The 15,523-nt window shown below is 65.1% G+C and carries 14 protein-coding genes; 8 read left to right on the forward strand and 6 right to left on the reverse strand.

Annotated features, from left to right (window positions below):
- Positions 1-37: 37 nt before the first annotated feature.
- The 5 genes from G4G71_RS16275 to G4G71_RS16295 all read left to right on the forward strand — a co-directional run bounded on the left by G4G71_RS16275 (position 38) and on the right by G4G71_RS16295 (position 4,784).
- Entirely contained in the window at positions 38-736 is a 699-nt protein-coding gene (locus G4G71_RS16275; RefSeq protein ID WP_054911192.1) for a hypothetical protein, read from the forward strand.
- Between the two features lie 59 nt (positions 737-795).
- Positions 796-1,341 carry a hypothetical protein gene (locus G4G71_RS16280; protein WP_054911196.1) on the forward strand — a complete coding sequence of 182 codons (546 nt, stop codon included), beginning with the start codon at positions 796-798 and terminating at the stop codon, positions 1,339-1,341.
- Positions 1,342-1,725: 384 nt separating this feature from the next.
- Positions 1,726-2,751 (forward strand): sterol desaturase family protein, encoded by a 1,026-nt coding sequence (locus G4G71_RS16285; protein WP_169939094.1) that lies wholly within the window; start codon positions 1,726-1,728, stop codon positions 2,749-2,751.
- Between the two features lie 221 nt (positions 2,752-2,972).
- The gene (locus G4G71_RS16290) at positions 2,973-3,668 is read left to right on the forward strand and encodes an SDR family NAD(P)-dependent oxidoreductase (protein ID WP_169939095.1); all 696 of its coding nucleotides are present in this window, start codon (positions 2,973-2,975) and stop codon (positions 3,666-3,668) included.
- Between the two features lie 12 nt (positions 3,669-3,680).
- The gene (locus G4G71_RS16295; RefSeq protein ID WP_240964788.1) at positions 3,681-4,784 is read left to right on the forward strand and encodes an AraC family transcriptional regulator; all 1,104 of its coding nucleotides are present in this window, start codon (positions 3,681-3,683) and stop codon (positions 4,782-4,784) included.
- A 118-nt stretch (positions 4,785-4,902) separates the two neighbouring features.
- On the opposite strand, the gene G4G71_RS16300 is transcribed toward G4G71_RS16295, so the two are convergent.
- Genes G4G71_RS16300 through G4G71_RS16310 form a run of 3 tightly spaced genes read right to left on the reverse strand, consistent with a single transcriptional unit; the run spans position 4,903 to position 6,745 of the window.
- Complete coding sequence (locus G4G71_RS16300) at positions 4,903-5,145, reverse strand: DUF2790 domain-containing protein (RefSeq protein WP_169939096.1); 243 nt, start codon at positions 5,143-5,145, stop codon at positions 4,903-4,905.
- Positions 5,142-5,705 (reverse strand): cytochrome b, encoded by a 564-nt coding sequence (locus tag G4G71_RS16305; RefSeq protein WP_205896242.1) that lies wholly within the window; start codon positions 5,703-5,705, stop codon positions 5,142-5,144. The genes G4G71_RS16300 and G4G71_RS16305 overlap by 4 nt, the downstream gene beginning before the upstream one ends.
- Positions 5,705-6,745: a catalase family peroxidase gene (locus G4G71_RS16310; RefSeq protein ID WP_169939097.1), complete on the reverse strand. Its 1,041-nt coding sequence runs from the start codon at positions 6,743-6,745 to the stop codon at positions 5,705-5,707. Before G4G71_RS16310 ends, G4G71_RS16305 begins: the two co-directional genes overlap by 1 nt.
- 162 nt (positions 6,746-6,907) lie before the next feature.
- On the opposite strand from G4G71_RS16310, the gene G4G71_RS16315 reads away from it, so the two are divergent.
- Together G4G71_RS16315 and G4G71_RS16320 are read left to right on the forward strand one after the other, a co-directional pair.
- Positions 6,908-7,417, forward strand: a complete 510-nt coding sequence (locus G4G71_RS16315; protein ID WP_169939098.1) for a sigma-70 family RNA polymerase sigma factor — start codon at positions 6,908-6,910, stop codon at positions 7,415-7,417.
- Positions 7,414-8,160: an anti-sigma factor family protein gene (locus tag G4G71_RS16320; protein WP_169939099.1), complete on the forward strand. Its 747-nt coding sequence runs from the start codon at positions 7,414-7,416 to the stop codon at positions 8,158-8,160. The genes G4G71_RS16315 and G4G71_RS16320 overlap by 4 nt, the downstream gene beginning before the upstream one ends.
- A 184-nt stretch (positions 8,161-8,344) precedes the next feature.
- On the opposite strand, the gene G4G71_RS16325 is transcribed toward G4G71_RS16320, so the two are convergent.
- From G4G71_RS16325 to G4G71_RS16335, 3 genes are all read right to left on the reverse strand, one after another.
- Positions 8,345-10,183: an amidohydrolase gene (locus G4G71_RS16325; RefSeq protein WP_169939100.1), complete on the reverse strand. Its 1,839-nt coding sequence runs from the start codon at positions 10,181-10,183 to the stop codon at positions 8,345-8,347.
- Between the two features lie 19 nt (positions 10,184-10,202).
- Complete coding sequence (locus tag G4G71_RS16330; protein WP_169939101.1) at positions 10,203-10,757, reverse strand: antibiotic biosynthesis monooxygenase; 555 nt, start codon at positions 10,755-10,757, stop codon at positions 10,203-10,205.
- Between the two features lie 73 nt (positions 10,758-10,830).
- Complete coding sequence (locus G4G71_RS16335) at positions 10,831-11,847, reverse strand: alpha/beta hydrolase (protein ID WP_169939102.1); 1,017 nt, start codon at positions 11,845-11,847, stop codon at positions 10,831-10,833.
- Positions 11,848-12,303: 456 nt separating this feature from the next.
- On the opposite strand from G4G71_RS16335, the gene G4G71_RS16340 reads away from it, so the two are divergent.
- Positions 12,304-15,453 (forward strand): autotransporter outer membrane beta-barrel domain-containing protein, encoded by a 3,150-nt coding sequence (locus G4G71_RS16340; RefSeq protein WP_169939103.1) that lies wholly within the window; start codon positions 12,304-12,306, stop codon positions 15,451-15,453.
- Positions 15,454-15,523 lie beyond the last annotated feature (70 nt).

Consider the following 15,523-nt stretch of genomic DNA (forward strand, 5'->3'; position numbering starts at 1 on the left):
TCGTATGAAGCCTCTCACCTCTTCTTCAGGGTTGCCCATGCCTGCCACGCGCCGTCTTGATCTGCCAGCGATTGAACGTGCGCTGCGTGAGGTGCAAGGCCGTTTCGGCGAGCTCAGCCAGTGCTTTACCGAGCCGCGTGATCCGTTCACCGATGAAGTGCTGCACAACGTGCTGGAGGGCTACGCCCTGATCGACGACTACGTCGCACGGGGCGTCGACCTGTTCGATCTGCAGCAGGTAAACCTGATGCTGGAGATCAACGCCACCGTGCTGTGCGGCCGGGACCCTGCCCGTCGGCTGGAATTCGCGCCGCACCTGGCGGCCACCGAGGCGCACTTCTTCAACAACGTGGAAGGCGGCATCAAAGACTTGTTCAACTGGTACTGCGCGTATCACAGCGAATCGGTGTGGAAGCGCGCGGCCGGGGTCTATGTGCGGATTCTGAGCAAACCGCAGTTGTTCATCGAAGGTAACCATCGCAGCGGCTCGCTCATCGTCAGCTATCTGCTGCTACGTGCCGGGCTGCCGCCGTTCGTGCTGACCCTGGACAACGCCAAGGGTTACTACAACCCGTCATCGGTCATCCGCAACTCTGCCAAGCATGGCGTAAAGGCGCTATTCGAATTGCCCAAGATCAAGAAAAAGTACGCAGCCTTCCTCGAAGATCAGGCAGCGGATTCGCAGCGATTCTTCCTTGGCGAAAAACACACCTCCGCCCATCAGGGAGGTGCCTGATGACCACCCAGCCCATGCTCGCAACCTGCCTGGCCATCAAGGATCAGCTGTGGGACGCCATGAAGGGCTCACTTGCGCCCTACCGGTTCGGACGGCCGCGCATACGAATTTCGTTCGATATCGATGACACCCTGGCCTGCCTCCCCCACCACAGCGACGTCGAACCCAGCAGGCTCCCAGTGTTCATTCATCGCTGGCTCGGCGAACCACTGCGTATCGGCACCCGCTCCCTGACCCGGGAACTACGCCGCCAGGGCTGCAGCATCTGGGTCTACACGTCCTCCGGCCGCACACCGTCCTATATCAGGCGCTGGCTGTTGTTGTACGGCATCCACGTCGACGGCGTGGTCAACAGCGTTCGGCACAACCAGGCCCTGACCGAGCGCGGGCTGGCGAACTCCCCCTCGAAACTTCCGCCGGCATTCGATATCGACCTGCATGTCGATGATTCCGAAGGCGTGAAGAGCGAAGGCCATGACCACGGTTTCCGCGTCGTTGTCGTACGGCCGGACGATGAGCGCTGGGCGCAGAGAGTCCTGGACTCAGTGGCTGAGCTCCAGGAAATGCTGGATCGACAACAGCAGCCAATGGCTACAGCGGCGTAAGCCATCAATCACGCGGCTCGTTGCTGACTGGCAAACGTCTTCACCCTGCCCGTCGCGCGGAGCCTGCAGCTTCACGGATGTCGGTCCCTGGCTGATTCCCTCAAGGTTACGCCCTGGCTTGGTGCACAGTGCGGGCGCCTCCCCACCTCATCGATGGATTCTCCCGCTCCGCGGGCCATTTCAGGCCAATCCAATCGCCTCCGCACACCAGGCAGCTGACGACCCCCTGTCGAATTGCCCCGCCCCGGCGCCGCTGAATTTTGACAGTGTGATCCCCCAGGTCCCATGCTGAGCGAACACATGACGCCCCGTGAGTAGCCAGCGCCTCAGCGCCGTGGGCGATCACTCGTAGCACAAGTACACCTGACTTCCGGCGCAGCGCCCATGCCTGACCTCTCGCACCTTCACAGCCAAGTCTCCGAGTGGGTAATCGGCCCCATCACCACCCAGCTTTCCGGCCTCTTCGACCTCAGTGGCCGCGTCGGCGTGCTGTTCCTGCTGTGTTCCTACGCCATCGCCTACGCGCTGTTCCGCTTCCGCCGGCAACGCGGGCTGACGCAATCGACGTCGTTCTGGCAGTTCATCGGCGGCGCGCGGGTTAATTTCCATCGCTCGGCGCTGCTGGATTACCGCTACTACCTGGTGCGCGGCATCCTCAATGTGGTGTTGCTGGTGCCCATCATCGGGCTGGTCGATCCGTACATCCTGCGCTCGGGTGATTACATCGCCTTCTTCACCAACCTCTGGGGCGCACGGCCGCAGGTGGGCGAGAACCTTGGGCTGTCGCTGCTCTATGGGCTGGGGGTGTTCCTGGTCAGCGACTTCAAGAACTACTGGGTGCACCGGGCCTTCCACTCGCACTGGCTGTGGGCGTTCCACAAGGTGCACCACTCGGCGGCGGTGCTGACGCCGATCACGGCGAGCCGCGTGCACTTCGTGGAGAAGCTGGCGGCGAACCTGGCCGGGACCGTGCTGCTGGGTGCCTACGCCGGCGCCTTCTGGTACGTCTGTGGCGGGCAGGTCAGCGCCTATACGCTGTTCGGTGTGACCTACCTGATCCTGCTGTTCAACGTGCTGGCGACGAACCTACGCCACAGCCATGTGTGGCTATCGTTCGGGCCACTGGTGGAGCACGTGATCAACAGCCCTGCCCAGCACCAGATCCACCACAGCGACGCGCCCCGGCACTTCAACAGGAACTTCGGCATCAACCTGTCGCTATGGGACTGGCTGTTCGGCACGCTCTACGTCACCCAGCGCACACCGGAGCCGATCCAGTTCGGTGCCGGGGAGCATGACGATGCGAAGTATTCGTCGCTGTGGAGCCTGATCGTGACTCCGTTTGTGGAGACGGTGCGGAAGGTGAGGCTGACAATGCACCAGAAGCGCTTGCGGCCTAAGCACTCCTGACGACCGGACCTCAGTGCCAAGCGCCAGATCGTAGCCACTTATTCCAATGCAGCAGGGACATAACTTGTTCGAATGGCGGGAGAAGTGCCGACCAAGCGCCCGATTCTCCCGCTCCGACGCCGATGTCGGATTATCGATACCAAGTTGACGTTCAGTCGCATGACTCCAGGCGGACTCCTCTTTAGCTTACGTGCGCTAAACGCACAGGCCGGAGGTTGACCATGGATCATTTGCTGTCGGACCGCGTCGTAGCTATCACCGGGGCTTTCGGGGACCTTGGCGAGGCGCTGGCGAACCTCTTCGCGGGGTGTGGCGCCAGGCTGGTGCTGATCGACCGCACGCCCTGCCCGGTACCCTCCTCGCCAACCCTGCTGGTCCTGCCCCGCGTAGACCTGACCGTAGCGCCCACCTGCCTGGAGATCATCCAGCAAGTCGAGAAGCATTTCGGGCGTCTCGACGCACTGGTGAACATCATCGGCGGTATCACCTGCCGACCCATGCCGCTGGGAGATCGCAACCTGGCGAAATGGCTGTATGGCGTGCACCTGCGTACCGCGCTGAACATCAGCAAGGCCGCGTTTCCCCTGCTGCTGCAATCGCCGGCCGGGCGCATCGTCAACATCGGTTCAGGGGTTGCCGCCCGGAAGGGCCAGGCCAACGGAGTCTATGGGGCGACCAAGGCCGCCGTGCTGAACCTGACCGAGGACCTCGCCGAGGAACTGAAGGGAAAGGCGATCACCGTCAATGCGGTGCTCTCCAGCGTCCTCGACACTCCGCAGAATCGCGCGGCGATGCCAGGTGCCGAGTACGGTCGCTGGGTGGCACCGGAGCAGCTTTGTGCGGTGATCATGTTCCTGCTATCCGAAGCCGCCACGCAGATCACCGGCGCCGGTGTGCTGGTCAGCGGCCGGGCTTGACGCTGCCGACGGATGCCACTCGCCGCCCCAGCGTTGCCCCTGCTAGATTCGCGCCCAATTTTACCGGACCCAGACATTCTTATGCGCCCTGCTACCGTCAGCGCCACATTCGTCAATCACGCGTTACGAGTCGCTGAACAGCATGGATGCCAGGTTGAGCAACTTCTGCGCGAGGTCGAACTGCCCCAGGATTGGCTCCGTGATCCGATCCAGCGGATTCCCCTTCACTATCTGTGCGGTCTGCTGGAGCGCTCCGCCTGCCTGACCGGGCTACCGCATTTCGGACTGGTGGTGGGCTCGAAGGTGCATGTCAGCAGCTATGGCGTGCTCGGCTACATGATGATGACCAGTTCGACGCTGGGCGAATCGCTCAGTCTGGTTCACCGCTATGCGGCGATAGTCCTGGATCTGCCGTCCAGCCAGACGCATATCAGCATCGACAACGATGTGGTGATGGTGGAGGACGTACTCGTCGACGATCGGGAGCCCTGCAACGGCTACCTGCTGGAAGCGCTGATTGCCGGCCGGGCGGCCTTCGGGCGTTGGCTCATCGGCTGCAACGTGCCGTTGCTGGGAGTGAAGATGATGCACTCGGCGATGGGTGATCCGGCTCTCTACGAACGCTACTTCGGGTGCCCGGTGGAATTCGGCGCGGGCAGCAATGTGCTGACGTTTTCCGAGTCGCTGCTTTCCATGCGGATCATGGGCGCAGACCCGAGCACCCATAAAAGCCTGCTGCTCGAAGCCGACCGGCAACTGGGGCGCACCCATACCCCCCGATCGGTAACCGGCCGCCTGCGCGCGCTGCTGGCCGAACGCATTCCCAACGGGGATTTCAGCCTCGAAGGTCTGGCCTGCCAGCTCGCCATGTCGCCGAGAACACTGCAGCGCAAGCTCACCGCGGAAGGCCAGGGCTTCAACCAGGTTCTGGAGTCGGTACGGATGGACCTGGCCGAGCGGCATCTGCGGCATACCAACTCCAGCGTCCTGGAGATTGCCCTGCTGCTCGGCTTCTCCCAGGCCAGCGCCTTCAGCCACGCCTTCCGCCAGGCACGCGGGATGTCCCCGGCGGACTTCCGCAAATCTCTGCGCGCGCACCCGCTGCCTTCTCGATAGCTGAGACTGACTTTCGCCCACAGGGCATGCCAATAGCATTCACGTCCAGGACCACCCGAGTACTGCAACCCCAGATGAAGCAAGTAACTGTTCCACGACCGGTTCCCCGCCTGAGCCTTCAGTTCTCATTTCCACACCCCTGCCCCCACACCGGATACCGCAGCGTATGCCGCTGCCCGGCGCTGTCCTCGTAGATCATCTCCACCTCGCGAATCCCGCAGAAATCCAGCTCTGGTGCCTGCACCACGCGCTTGATGTCGAGTTTCTGGCCGAAGTGATAGTCCTCAACTGGTGGTGCGTCCTGCGCGGCGAGGGCCGCGCAGGAGGTGAAGAGGCAAGCCACGGCGAGCAATCGCTTCATGGCCGCTCTCCCGAGGAAGTGGTACGCGGCATCGGGGCGCCAGTCATGCTCGGAAGCACTTCATCGCGACGAATGAGCCCGTGGAACAGCGCGGCGGCGAGGTGCACGAGGATGGTCGCCAGCAAGGCGTAGGCGATAACGCTGTGAGCGCTGCGCAGGATGGCGTGGAGCTGCACCGAGGGCGCGACCAGCGCCGGTAGTTCGAAGCCGCCCCACAGCACCACCGGGTAACCACCGGCCGATTGCATGGTCCAGCCCACCAGCGGCTGGGCCAGCAGCAGGCCATAGAGCGCGAGATGCGAGAGATGCGCGGCGCTGCGTTGCCAGCCGGGCATGTCGCTGGGCAGCGCGGGGATGCGATGGGTCAGGCGCACGAGGATGCGCAACAGCACCAGCACCAGCAGCGCGGCGCCCAGGGGTTTGTGGATGGCGACCAGCGCAGCATGGCGCGGAGAGACACTGGCGACCATGCCCAGGCCGATCAGCAGCATGGCGAGTACCAGCACCGCCATGAGCCAGTGCAGCACGCGCAGGGAGAGCGGGAAGTAAGTCGGTTTCATCAGTGGGTCTCCTGGGCCTGCTCACGGGTGCGGCGGTTGAAGGATTCCGAGTAGGCGGCCGAGCGCGCGCTGAGCAGCGGGTCGTCGGAAGCGCGGATGCCGTCGGGGAGGATCAGCGGGTCGTAGTTGACGTCGCGGCAGTCGCCGCCGATTTCCGGCTGCAGGCGCTCGATCACCAGTTCGCCGGCATCCACCGTGCGGCGGCCGGCAGGCCAGGCCTGGGTGGCGTCGCTGGTGCTGTCGCCGGGCTCGCCGAGGGTGAATTGCAGGCGCCAGCGCAACGGGCCGGCGGCAATGCGCTGGGCCAGTTCGTCGGCTAGGAAGTCGGCGTCGCCGCGCTTTTCGGCGGCCAGCGGTTCGACCGGCGCTTCAGGCTGCACGGACCAGCGCACGGGCTGCTCCTTGCCGTCCTTGTTCACCAGGTAGAAGGCGTTGAGGCCGTAGTAGGCGCTGTTGGCGTAGCTGGAAGATGGCGTGGAGGATTTCACCCATTGCAGGAAGGGCTGGGTTTCCGGGTGTGTCTTGAAGAAGGCACCGGCTTTTTCCGGGTCGGGCTTGCCGGTGCCCGGTTGCGGTGCGGTGGCCTGTTGCAGGGCAAAGAAGCTGGCGACGTCGCGGACGACGAAGACCGGCATGGCGTTCATGCCGGTACGCCATTCCTGGCCGTCCTTGGGCAGGAAGCGCAGCGCCAGGCTGCGGATCGGGGCCGCACCGTCACTGGCCTTGGGGTTGCCACCGGGAATGGCCAGGCGCCCCACTACCGGCACGCGGCCGACGGAGAACAGGCTGGCGCGGGACAGATCGGCCAGCCCGCCGTTGCTGTCGAAGTGTCCGATCACGCACAAGCCCTTGGCGTGGTTGCGCCGATAGCCGGGATAAACGCCGCCGTTGTGCTCCAGGGTGTTGATGACCTTGTCCGGGGTGAGGCGCTGCGGGTCGAGCCAGCCGGCGACGTAGGCGAAGACGGCGGCCACGCCGAGTACCACGGCGCCGATGGCGGCCAGGCGCAGGGGCACGTTGGGTGTGGGTGTTTCTGTCATTTCCAGCTCCTCAGGCTTAGGCTGAATGCGTTGAGCCGGTACGACGCACCGTGCGCCGGGTTATTCCCGATCACTGCCAAAGAATTATTTTTTCGCAGGCAGGGAATAGATTGCCGCCGTAGTCGTCTTTCTCGCTCGAACCCACCCACTCCCGGCGCCCCGATGCATTCACTGGACGACCATTCACTGCGCGAACTGCTGCCCCGGCTGCGGCGCTTCGCCCTGTCGCTGACCCGCAGCGCGAGCAGCGCCGACGACCTGGTGCAGGCCACGCTGGAAAAGGCGCTGTCGGCCTGGACCGGCCGCCGCGATGACGGCGACCTGCGCGCCTGGCTGTTCTCGATCCTCTACCGGCACTTCATCGACGGGCAGCGCCGCGCGAAGCGCCACGCGCGCCTGCTCAGCCTGTTCGGCGCGGACAGCGCGGTCAGCGCATCGCCCGAGGACATCGTCAGCGCACGCTCGACGCTGGAGGCCTTCGAGCGCCTGCCCGCCGAGCAGCGCGCGCTGCTGACGCTGGTCAGCGTCGAAGGCCTGAGCTACCGCGAGGTAGCCGAGGCACTGAACATTCCCATGGGCACCGTCATGTCCCGCCTGTCGCGCGCCCGCACGGCGCTGCGCGCGCTGAGCGAAGGACAGGCGGCGACTCCTTCTCTGCGGGTACTGAAATGAACGAACGCATTCCCGATGAGCACGATCTGCACGCCTACATCGACGACCAGCTCGACCCGGCGCGCCGCCAGTGGGTGGAAGCCTGGCTCGCCACGCACCCGGACGACGCCCGCCGCGTCGAAGGCTGGCGACAGGATGCGCAGCAACTGCGCGCGGCCTTTGCCGGGCAGGCGCGTAGTGCAATTCCCGAACAGCTGGACCCGGCGCGGATTCGCCGTCAGCTCCAGCAACGCCGGCGAACCCGGCTGGCCACGGCGGCGGCGCTGCTGGTGGCGCTGGGCGTCGGCGGCATGGGCGGCTGGCAGATGCGCGGCGACGCGATGATGCGCGGCATGGTGCCGATGCAGGACGCCGTGCAGGCTTACCGGTTATTCGCGGATGCCAGCCAGAGCGGGCTCGACCTGCGCGATGGCGGCGACCTGAACGGCTGGCTGGCCCGTTACCTGAAGAACGCGGTGCCGCCACCGGCGCTGGAACAGGTTGGTTTGAAGACCGTCGGGGCGCGTCTGCTGGCGACGGAACAGGGGGCGGCAGCGCTGGTGATCTACGAAGATGGGCAGGGCCGCCGGCTGACCTTCTTCATCCGCCCGCCGGGCCCGCGCCATGAAATGTTGCCGCAGGGGCAACGCACGGATGGGGACCTGCTGGCACGTTACTGGAGCCAGGGTGGCTACAACTACGCACTGGTGAGCCGCAGCGATGATCCGCAGGCGCAGGCCGTGGGGCAGTTGGTGGGGTTCTAGCGGAAGAGACAAGGTTGAGGCGCGCGCAGGAGCGCACCGAAGCACCCTGTAGGAGCGAGCTTGCTCGCGAACCACCCAACACCAATTCGATCTGGCGTGAAGCGGGTTCGCGAGCAAGCTCGCTCCTACAGAAGGGCTTAAGAGCGGCCTCCGGCCATTGAGGTCGGAGTCCGCAACGCCAGCGTCAGAACGCGAAGCAGGAACAGCCGAAAGCGCCCCAGAAACCCTGGAAGTCACTCACCGGCACGCTCGATTGCCGGGCGCGCTCGTGGCTGTGGCCATGCACGCCGCAGGAGCCGGCGCACTGGTGCACGGCCTGCTGCAGCGGGCCCTGCGGGCGCCAGTGGCCGGGGACCTTGGCCACGGGAGACCAGTCCGGCAGCACGGGAATGGCCGTCGGTGCCTGGCGCTCGAAGTCGCCGCTGCCGAACACCACGCGGCCGTCCACCACGGTCAGCACCGATTCGATGGCCTTGATTTCTTCCTCCGGCACGTTGAAGTAGTCCGCCGAGAGCACGGCCAGGTCGGCCATCTGCCCGACCTTGATCATCCCTTTCTTGCCCTGCTCGTTGGAGAACCAGGCGCTGCCGTGGGTGTACAGCTGCAGCGCGGTGGCACGGGACAGGCCCTCGGGGTACAGCGCCATGCCGCCGACGGTCTTGCCGCTGACCATCCAGTACAGCGAGGTCCAGGGGTTGTAGCTGGAAACGCGGGTGGCATCGGTACCGGCGCCGACGGGGACGCCTTCGGCCAGCATGCGCTTGATCGGCGGGGTCGCTTCGGCGGCCTGCTTGCCGTAGCGGTCGACGAAGTACTCGCCCTGGAAGGCCATGCGGTCCTGGATGGCGATGCCGCCGCCCAGCGCCCTCACCCGTTCGATGTTCTTCGGCGAGATGGTCTCGCAGTGGTCGAAGAACCAGTGCAGGCCGTTGAAGGGAATGTCCAGGTTGACCTTCTCGAACACGTCGAGCATCCGCGAGATGGATTCGTCGTAGGTGGCGTGCAGGCGGAACGGCCAGCGCTGCTCGACCAGGTGGCGCACCACCGGTTCCAGTTCGGCTTCCATGCTGCCAGGCAGGTCCGGACGTGGTTCGAGGAAGTCCTCGAAGTCAGCGGCGGAGAACACCAGCATCTCACCGGCACCGTTGTGCCGCAGGAAGTCGCTGCCTTGCCCGTATTTCACGCTGCTGGTCCAGTTCTTGAAATCGGCCAGCTCTTCCTTGGGTTTCTGGGTGAACAGGTTGTAGGCGATGCGCACGGTGAGCTGGTTTTCTTTTTCCAGTTGCTCGATCACCTGGTAGTCGTCCGGGTAATTCTGGAAGCCGCCACCGGCATCGATGGCGCTGGTCACGCCCAGGCGGTTCAGCTCGCGCATGAACTGGCGGGTGGAGTTGACCTGATACTCGAAGGGCAGCTTCGGCCCCTTCGCCAGGGTCGCGTAGAGGATCATCGCGTTCGGCCGGGCCACCAGCATGCCGGTGGGCTCGCCCTTGCTGTCGCGCACGATCTCGCCGCCGGGCGGGTTCGGGGTGTCCTTGGTGTAGCCGACGACGCGCAGCGCGGCGCGGTTGAGCAGCGCACGGTCGTACAGGTGCAGGACGAAGACGGGAGTGTCCGGCGCCGCCTGGTTCAGCTCTTCGATGGTCGGCATGCGCTTCTCGGCGAACTGGAATTCGTTCCAGCCGCCAACGACGCGCACCCACTGCGGCGACGGCGTGCGCAGGGCCTGTTCCTTGAGCATGCGCAGGGCGTCGGCCAGGGACGGCACGCCCTCCCAGCGCAGTTCGAGGTTGTAGTTCAGCCCGCCGCGGATCAGGTGCAGGTGCGAGTCGTTGAGGCCGGGGATCGCGGTGCGCCCCTTGAGGTCGATGACGCGGGTGGCGCCGGCGCGCAAGGCCATGGCCTCCGCCTCGGTGCCCACGGCGATGAATTTGCCGTCGGCGATGGCCACGGAGGTGGCCTCGGGTTTCTCACGGTCGACAGTGTGGAAGCGGCCGTTGGTCAGGATCAGGTCGGCGTACATGGCAATGTTCCTCTTTCGATCAGCGGGCGTTGAGCCAGGCGGAGAACAGGCGCGTGGCCCGTGGCATGAAAACGTAGACCACCAGCAGGACGATGGTCGCGACGATGAGCATGTTGGCCGGCACGAAGCCACCCAGCAGCGGGATTTGCGTGAACAGCGGGCGCCAGAGCTGCGGCACCAGCATCACCAGCGGCAGGATCACCAGGTAGGAGACGGCCGCCTGTTTCCAGCGCGGCGGCTGCTTCTGCGGGTTGTCCGGGACGGTGAACCAGAACTCGTGGGCGCGGTGCAGTTCTTTCTGCTCGCCGTCGATCAGGTGCGGGTCGGCACGTTCGATCAGCTCGCGGCGCTGCGGCGAGTCGAGCCAGGCCTGCAGTTCATCGGCGCTGGCGAAACGCAGGACCGAGGTGAAGTGGTCGCCCTGGCGCATCACGTCCACGCCCAGGTGGCCGGGGAACTCGCTGGCAGCGCGGGTCAGCTCACGCAGGATGGTTTCATAGGCGGCGACGCTGTCGGGGCGGGCGCGGTGGCGGATGATCAGGGTGACGGATTCTTGCTGAGTGGTCTGGTTCATGTGGGTTCCCTCCAGAGAAGTGGCCTCCCCCGCCTGGTGGCGAGGGAGGCAAGCGGCTGGTTCGACAGACGGCTTACTTCAGATGAACCTTCAGCTCTTCACCGGCCTGGCGCATGGCGGCCTGTACCGCCGGAACCTGGCTGACGACGTTGAGCAGACCGTAGTCGTGGATCATTCCGTTGTAGCGCACGGAAGTGACAGCCACACCGGCGGCATTCAGCTTGCGACCGTAGGCTTCGCCTTCGTCACGCAGCACGTCGGACTCGGCGGTCTGGATCAGCGTCGGCGGCAGGCCCTTGAGCTGGTCGGTGCTGGCACGCAATGGGGAAGCGTAGATCTCGGCGCGCTGTTTCGGGTCGGTGGTGTAGCTGTCCCAGAACCACTGCATCATCGGCTTGGTGAGGAAGTGTCCCTGGGCGAACTGGTTGTACGAGCCGGTCTCGAAGCTGGCATCGGTCACCGGCCACAGCAGCGCCTGGAAGCGCAGCTTGGGCGCGCCCTTGTCCTTGGCCATCAGTGCGACCACCGCCGCCATGTTGCCGCCGACGCTGTTGCCGGCCACGGCCAGGCGCTTGCCGTCGACGTTGATATCCTTGCCGTGCTCGGCGACCCACTTCGTCGCGGCGTAGGCCTGGTTGATCGCCACCGGGTAATGCGCCTCGGGGGACGGGGTGTAGTCGACGTAGACCGCCACCGCGCCGGAGTTCACCACCAGGTCGCGGATCAGGCGGGCGTGGGTCGGGTAGTCACCGAGCACCCAGCCGCCGCCGTGGAAGTACATGAACGCGGGCAGCGTGCCCTTCACCCCGACCGGGCGGACGATGGTCAGCTTCACCGGGCCAACGTCGGCCTGGATGGTCTTCTCGCTGACCTGGGTGCCGGAGAGATCGACTTTCACCGAGGCCTGGGCGCCGGTCAGAACAGCGCGGGCGTCCTTGGGCGAGAGCGTTTCCAGCGGCTGGCCCTTGCCGGCTTCCAGGGCTTCGAGGAAGGCCTGGGTGTTGTGTTCGACAGTCGGGTTGCCGGCGGCGAAGGCGTTGCCGATGGCCAGGGCGAGAGAGGCGGCGAGCAGGGATTGCTTGGCGTTCATGATTCGGTTCCTTGAAAGTGGGGGGAGGTGTTCCGAAGGGACGAACGAATCTTGATTCATGCCCGCAAAGCGCGGAATAGACAGGGTTGCAGGGTCGCTTTGCAGTTTTGCAAGGGCACCGCCCTGCCCTGTGCAAGGCTGCATGTGCGGCGGTTTGCGCACCTTCATGGCCGGTGCGTATTGATGCAGATCAGGCGCGATCTGGCCTTCTCATGACGTTTCTCAATACCCATGCCGGATTCGAAATCTTTCTGACATAACTCAACGGTGCTTCCCGGCCCGTCGGTCGACAATCGCTCCGACACCAACCCCCGTGAGCGACTCACAGTGCCAGGACACCACCACTGAAACCCACCTTCCCACCCCTTCTCGCCGGCAACCGGCCGACGCGGCACACGGAAAACGAGCACCCGGGTTCTCTTCACCCATCCCGCCGAGAGGCGGTAGGAAACCGTGATGAAGAACACTCCATTGATGCTTCTGCTGGCCAGCCCGCTGGCCGTGGCTACCGCAACGGCAGCCAACAGCGTCACCGAAGCCGACCAGCGCTACACCGCCAACCAGAGCGGCCAATACGAAGACTTCACCCAGGTCGGCACCATCAAGACCTTTGCCGTGAGCAACGGCGCGATCATCACCATGACCGGGCCCAGCGGCTCGCCCCTGGTGCTGGCAGGCGTCAGCGGCAAGGTCGACGGCAACACCCTGGATATCAAGGGTGCCAACAGCCAGGTCACCGTCAACGGTGACATCAGCTACAACTACGGCAGCAATACCAACTCCAACAGCAAGTACGTCTACAACGGAATCGCCGTCACCGGCGGCGGGCGTTTCGTGCTCAACGGCAACCTCACCGCCACTTCGACCAGTTCGGGCTACAACAGCCCGAAAAGCGCGATGTACGTGGACGGTGCAACCTCCAGCGCCGAGCTCAACGGCAACGCCAACCTGACCATCGCCGGCGGCAAGGGCCTGTTCGCCGCCAATGGCGGGACCATCGACATGACCTCGAAAGACGGCACGCCCTATGTGCTGACGGTCACCAACAAGTCCAGCCAGCGTTCGGTGGAAGCCAACAATGGCGGCACCGTGACCCTCGACCTGGTGGACATGAACGGCACCGGCTTCAGCAACGGTGTCGGCCTCTATGCCACGGCGAACTCGTCGATCACCTTCATGGGCGGCGACTTCAACCGGGGCAGCAACAGCCGCTACGGCGCCAATGCTCTGTTCGCGCTGAACCACTCCAGCGTTACCGCCACCGGCTATGACGGCGGCCACCTGCGAATCAAGACCGCCGGCACCAACGAGATCGGCGCCTGGGCCACCGGCAACTCGCAGGTCACGATCAACAGCGAGCAACATCAGGACTTCCAGACGGTGATCCACACCACCGGCACCGGGCAATCCCATGGCCTCGCCGCAGGCTCGCTGGGCGGCGGCAGCGCCAGCGCTCCGGCCAACAGCACCGGCCACGCCGGCTCGCAATACGGCAATTCCGAAGTGACGGTATACGGCAAGGTCGATATCACCACCGAAGGCAAGGACTCCGCTGGCCTGCGGGTGATGGGTGACGGTGCGAAGATCACGCTCACACCGCTGGTGGCCGGCGTGCGCAACAGCATCACCTCCGCCGCCAGCGCGATCCGCTACTCCTTCGCCAACGGCTACAGCCTCGCCAGCAACGGCGATCGCCTCGAAGGCGGCCAGGTGATCGACCTGACCGACACCGACATGGCGCACCTCGACGGCGCCACCGGCACCGCCGGGCTGATCGAAGTCGGCGGCCTCGCCGGGCGCACCAGCGACGGGCAGAACAGCGGCATCATGAACGTCGCCGATGCGGTGAAGGACGCCACCCTGAACCTCGCCAACAGCAGCGCCACCGCCCAGGACGGGCGCAGCCTGGTCAACGTCAACGCCAGCCAGAACAGCGCCGACGGCGTGTTCGCCAGCAGCTTCACGCTCAACGCCGAGAACAGCGAACTGGTAGGCCGCGCAATGACCGACAGCACCGTTGCCGGCGATGGCAGCGTCAGCAGCGCCACGCTCAACCTCAAGGGCTCGCGCTGGTTCCTGCTGGACAAGAACAGCAGCGAGGCCAACCACTACGCCACCTCGAACCTCACGGCGCTGGACCTGCAGGACGACTCGCAGGTCTACCTCAACAGCCGGGAGTCCTGGCAGAACGGCTTTGCCGCCAACCAGCCCGAGCACTACGGCAGCCTGCAGCTGGGCTCGCTGAGCGGCGCCGGGGCGTTCCACTTCTACACCGACATCGTCAACCAGCTGACCGACAAGCTGACCATCACGGGCACCAACGGCAGCACCGGCAGCCATTCGGTCCTGGTGGCCAACGACGGCTCGCAGAGCACCCTGGGTGACGAGCGCATCGAGATCATCGAAACCAACGGCGGCAGCGGCCAGTTCGGCCTCTACGAAGGCGCGCTGGTGGAGTTGGGCGGCAATACCTATGCCCTGCGCAAGAACGAGGACGATAACTGGGAACTGTATGGCTACACCGCGCCGCCGGTTGATCCGGGCCCGACCGACCCGGTCGATCCAATCGACCCGACACCGCCTGGCCCGGTCGACCCCGAAGACCCGACACCGCCCGGCCCGGTCGAACCGAGTGATCCGGTCGAGCCGGTACCGCCTGCGCCGGGTCCTGGCCCCGGCACATCGACCACCCGCGCCTTCCACGCCCAGGTGCACACCAACTACCTGCTGTCCTACCTGGACATGCAGACCCTGCTGCAACGCATGGGTGAGCTGCGCTACACCGAGCGCGACACCGACGGCAACGTCTGGCTGCGCACCAACGGCGGCCGCCTGCACTCCTTCGCCGGCAGCAACTTCGACGGCTACCGCCTGAGCTACCAGGGTATCCAACTCGGCGTCGACCGGCGTGTGCCGGTCAGCAGCGGCGACCTGTTCGTGGGCGCCATGCTTGGCCACACCGAGGCCGACCAGAGCTTCGACGAAGGCAGTGGCGGCGCACGCAACACCCACGTCGGCATCTACGGCACCTGGCTGCGAGAGAACGGCTTCTACATCGACGCCGTGCTCAAGGCTGCGCACCTGAAGAACAACTTCAGCGTCAACGACACCCAGGGCAACCGCGTGAAAAGCTCCGGCAGCAGCAACGGCTACTCTGCCTCGGTGGAAGCCGGCAAGCGCTTCACCCTGCACCGCGAGAAGGACAGCCAATGGTTCGTCGAACCCCAGGCACAACTGGTCTACACCGACCAGGGTGGTTTCTCCTCGCGGGCCAGCAACGGCCTGAAGATCCACTACGACGACTACGATTCGCTGCTGGCCCGCGCCGGTGGCATCGTCGGCTATGAGCTGAGCAACGCGAAACACAAGTCCGAGGTGTACCTCAAGGGCGGCTATGTCCGCGAACTGATGGCCGATGACATCGGCTATCGGATCAACGGCACGCCCAAGCAGAGTTCGGACTTCAGTGGCGGCTGGCGCGAGGCGGCCGTGGGCGTCTCCACACGCCTTACCGACGGCCACAGCCTGTTCATGGAAGTGGGTTACCGCGACGGCGACAACTTCGACCAGAACCACGCCAACGTCGGCTACCGGTTCGAATACTGAGCCACCCGGGGCGGCTGGTAACGGCCGCCCTGTTCTTTACAGGCGTACCCCTGCGCACCGTCCGGCACAC

This window comes from Pseudomonas multiresinivorans (assembly GCF_012971725.1).
Lineage (GTDB): Bacteria > Pseudomonadota > Gammaproteobacteria > Pseudomonadales > Pseudomonadaceae > Pseudomonas > Pseudomonas multiresinivorans.

What these genes read in the sequence shown, in the direction of transcription:
- G4G71_RS16325 (WP_169939100.1), bottom strand. Translation starts at nt 10,183, where the DNA reads ATGTACGCCGACCTGATCCTGACCAACGGCCGCTTCCACACTGTCGAC.
- G4G71_RS16310 (WP_169939097.1), bottom strand. Translation starts at nt 6,745, where the DNA reads ATGACAGAAACACCCACACCCAACGTGCCCCTGCGCCTGGCCGCCATC.
- G4G71_RS16340 (WP_169939103.1), top strand. Translation starts at nt 12,304, where the DNA reads ATGAAGAACACTCCATTGATGCTTCTGCTGGCCAGCCCGCTGGCCGTG.
- G4G71_RS16305 (WP_205896242.1), bottom strand. Translation starts at nt 5,705, where the DNA reads ATGAAACCGACTTACTTCCCGCTCTCCCTGCGCGTGCTGCACTGGCTC.
- G4G71_RS16335 (WP_169939102.1), bottom strand. Translation starts at nt 11,847, where the DNA reads ATGAACGCCAAGCAATCCCTGCTCGCCGCCTCTCTCGCCCTGGCCATC.
- G4G71_RS16295 (WP_240964788.1), top strand. Translation starts at nt 3,681, where the DNA reads ATGCCACTCGCCGCCCCAGCGTTGCCCCTGCTAGATTCGCGCCCAATT.
- G4G71_RS16320 (WP_169939099.1), top strand. Translation starts at nt 7,414, where the DNA reads ATGAACGAACGCATTCCCGATGAGCACGATCTGCACGCCTACATCGAC.
- G4G71_RS16290 (WP_169939095.1), top strand. Translation starts at nt 2,973, where the DNA reads ATGGATCATTTGCTGTCGGACCGCGTCGTAGCTATCACCGGGGCTTTC.
- G4G71_RS16275 (WP_054911192.1), top strand. Translation starts at nt 38, where the DNA reads ATGCCTGCCACGCGCCGTCTTGATCTGCCAGCGATTGAACGTGCGCTG.
- G4G71_RS16330 (WP_169939101.1), bottom strand. Translation starts at nt 10,757, where the DNA reads ATGAACCAGACCACTCAGCAAGAATCCGTCACCCTGATCATCCGCCAC.
- G4G71_RS16300 (WP_169939096.1), bottom strand. Translation starts at nt 5,145, where the DNA reads ATGAAGCGATTGCTCGCCGTGGCTTGCCTCTTCACCTCCTGCGCGGCC.
- G4G71_RS16315 (WP_169939098.1), top strand. Translation starts at nt 6,908, where the DNA reads ATGCATTCACTGGACGACCATTCACTGCGCGAACTGCTGCCCCGGCTG.
- G4G71_RS16285 (WP_169939094.1), top strand. Translation starts at nt 1,726, where the DNA reads ATGCCTGACCTCTCGCACCTTCACAGCCAAGTCTCCGAGTGGGTAATC.
- G4G71_RS16280 (WP_054911196.1), top strand. Translation starts at nt 796, where the DNA reads ATGAAGGGCTCACTTGCGCCCTACCGGTTCGGACGGCCGCGCATACGA.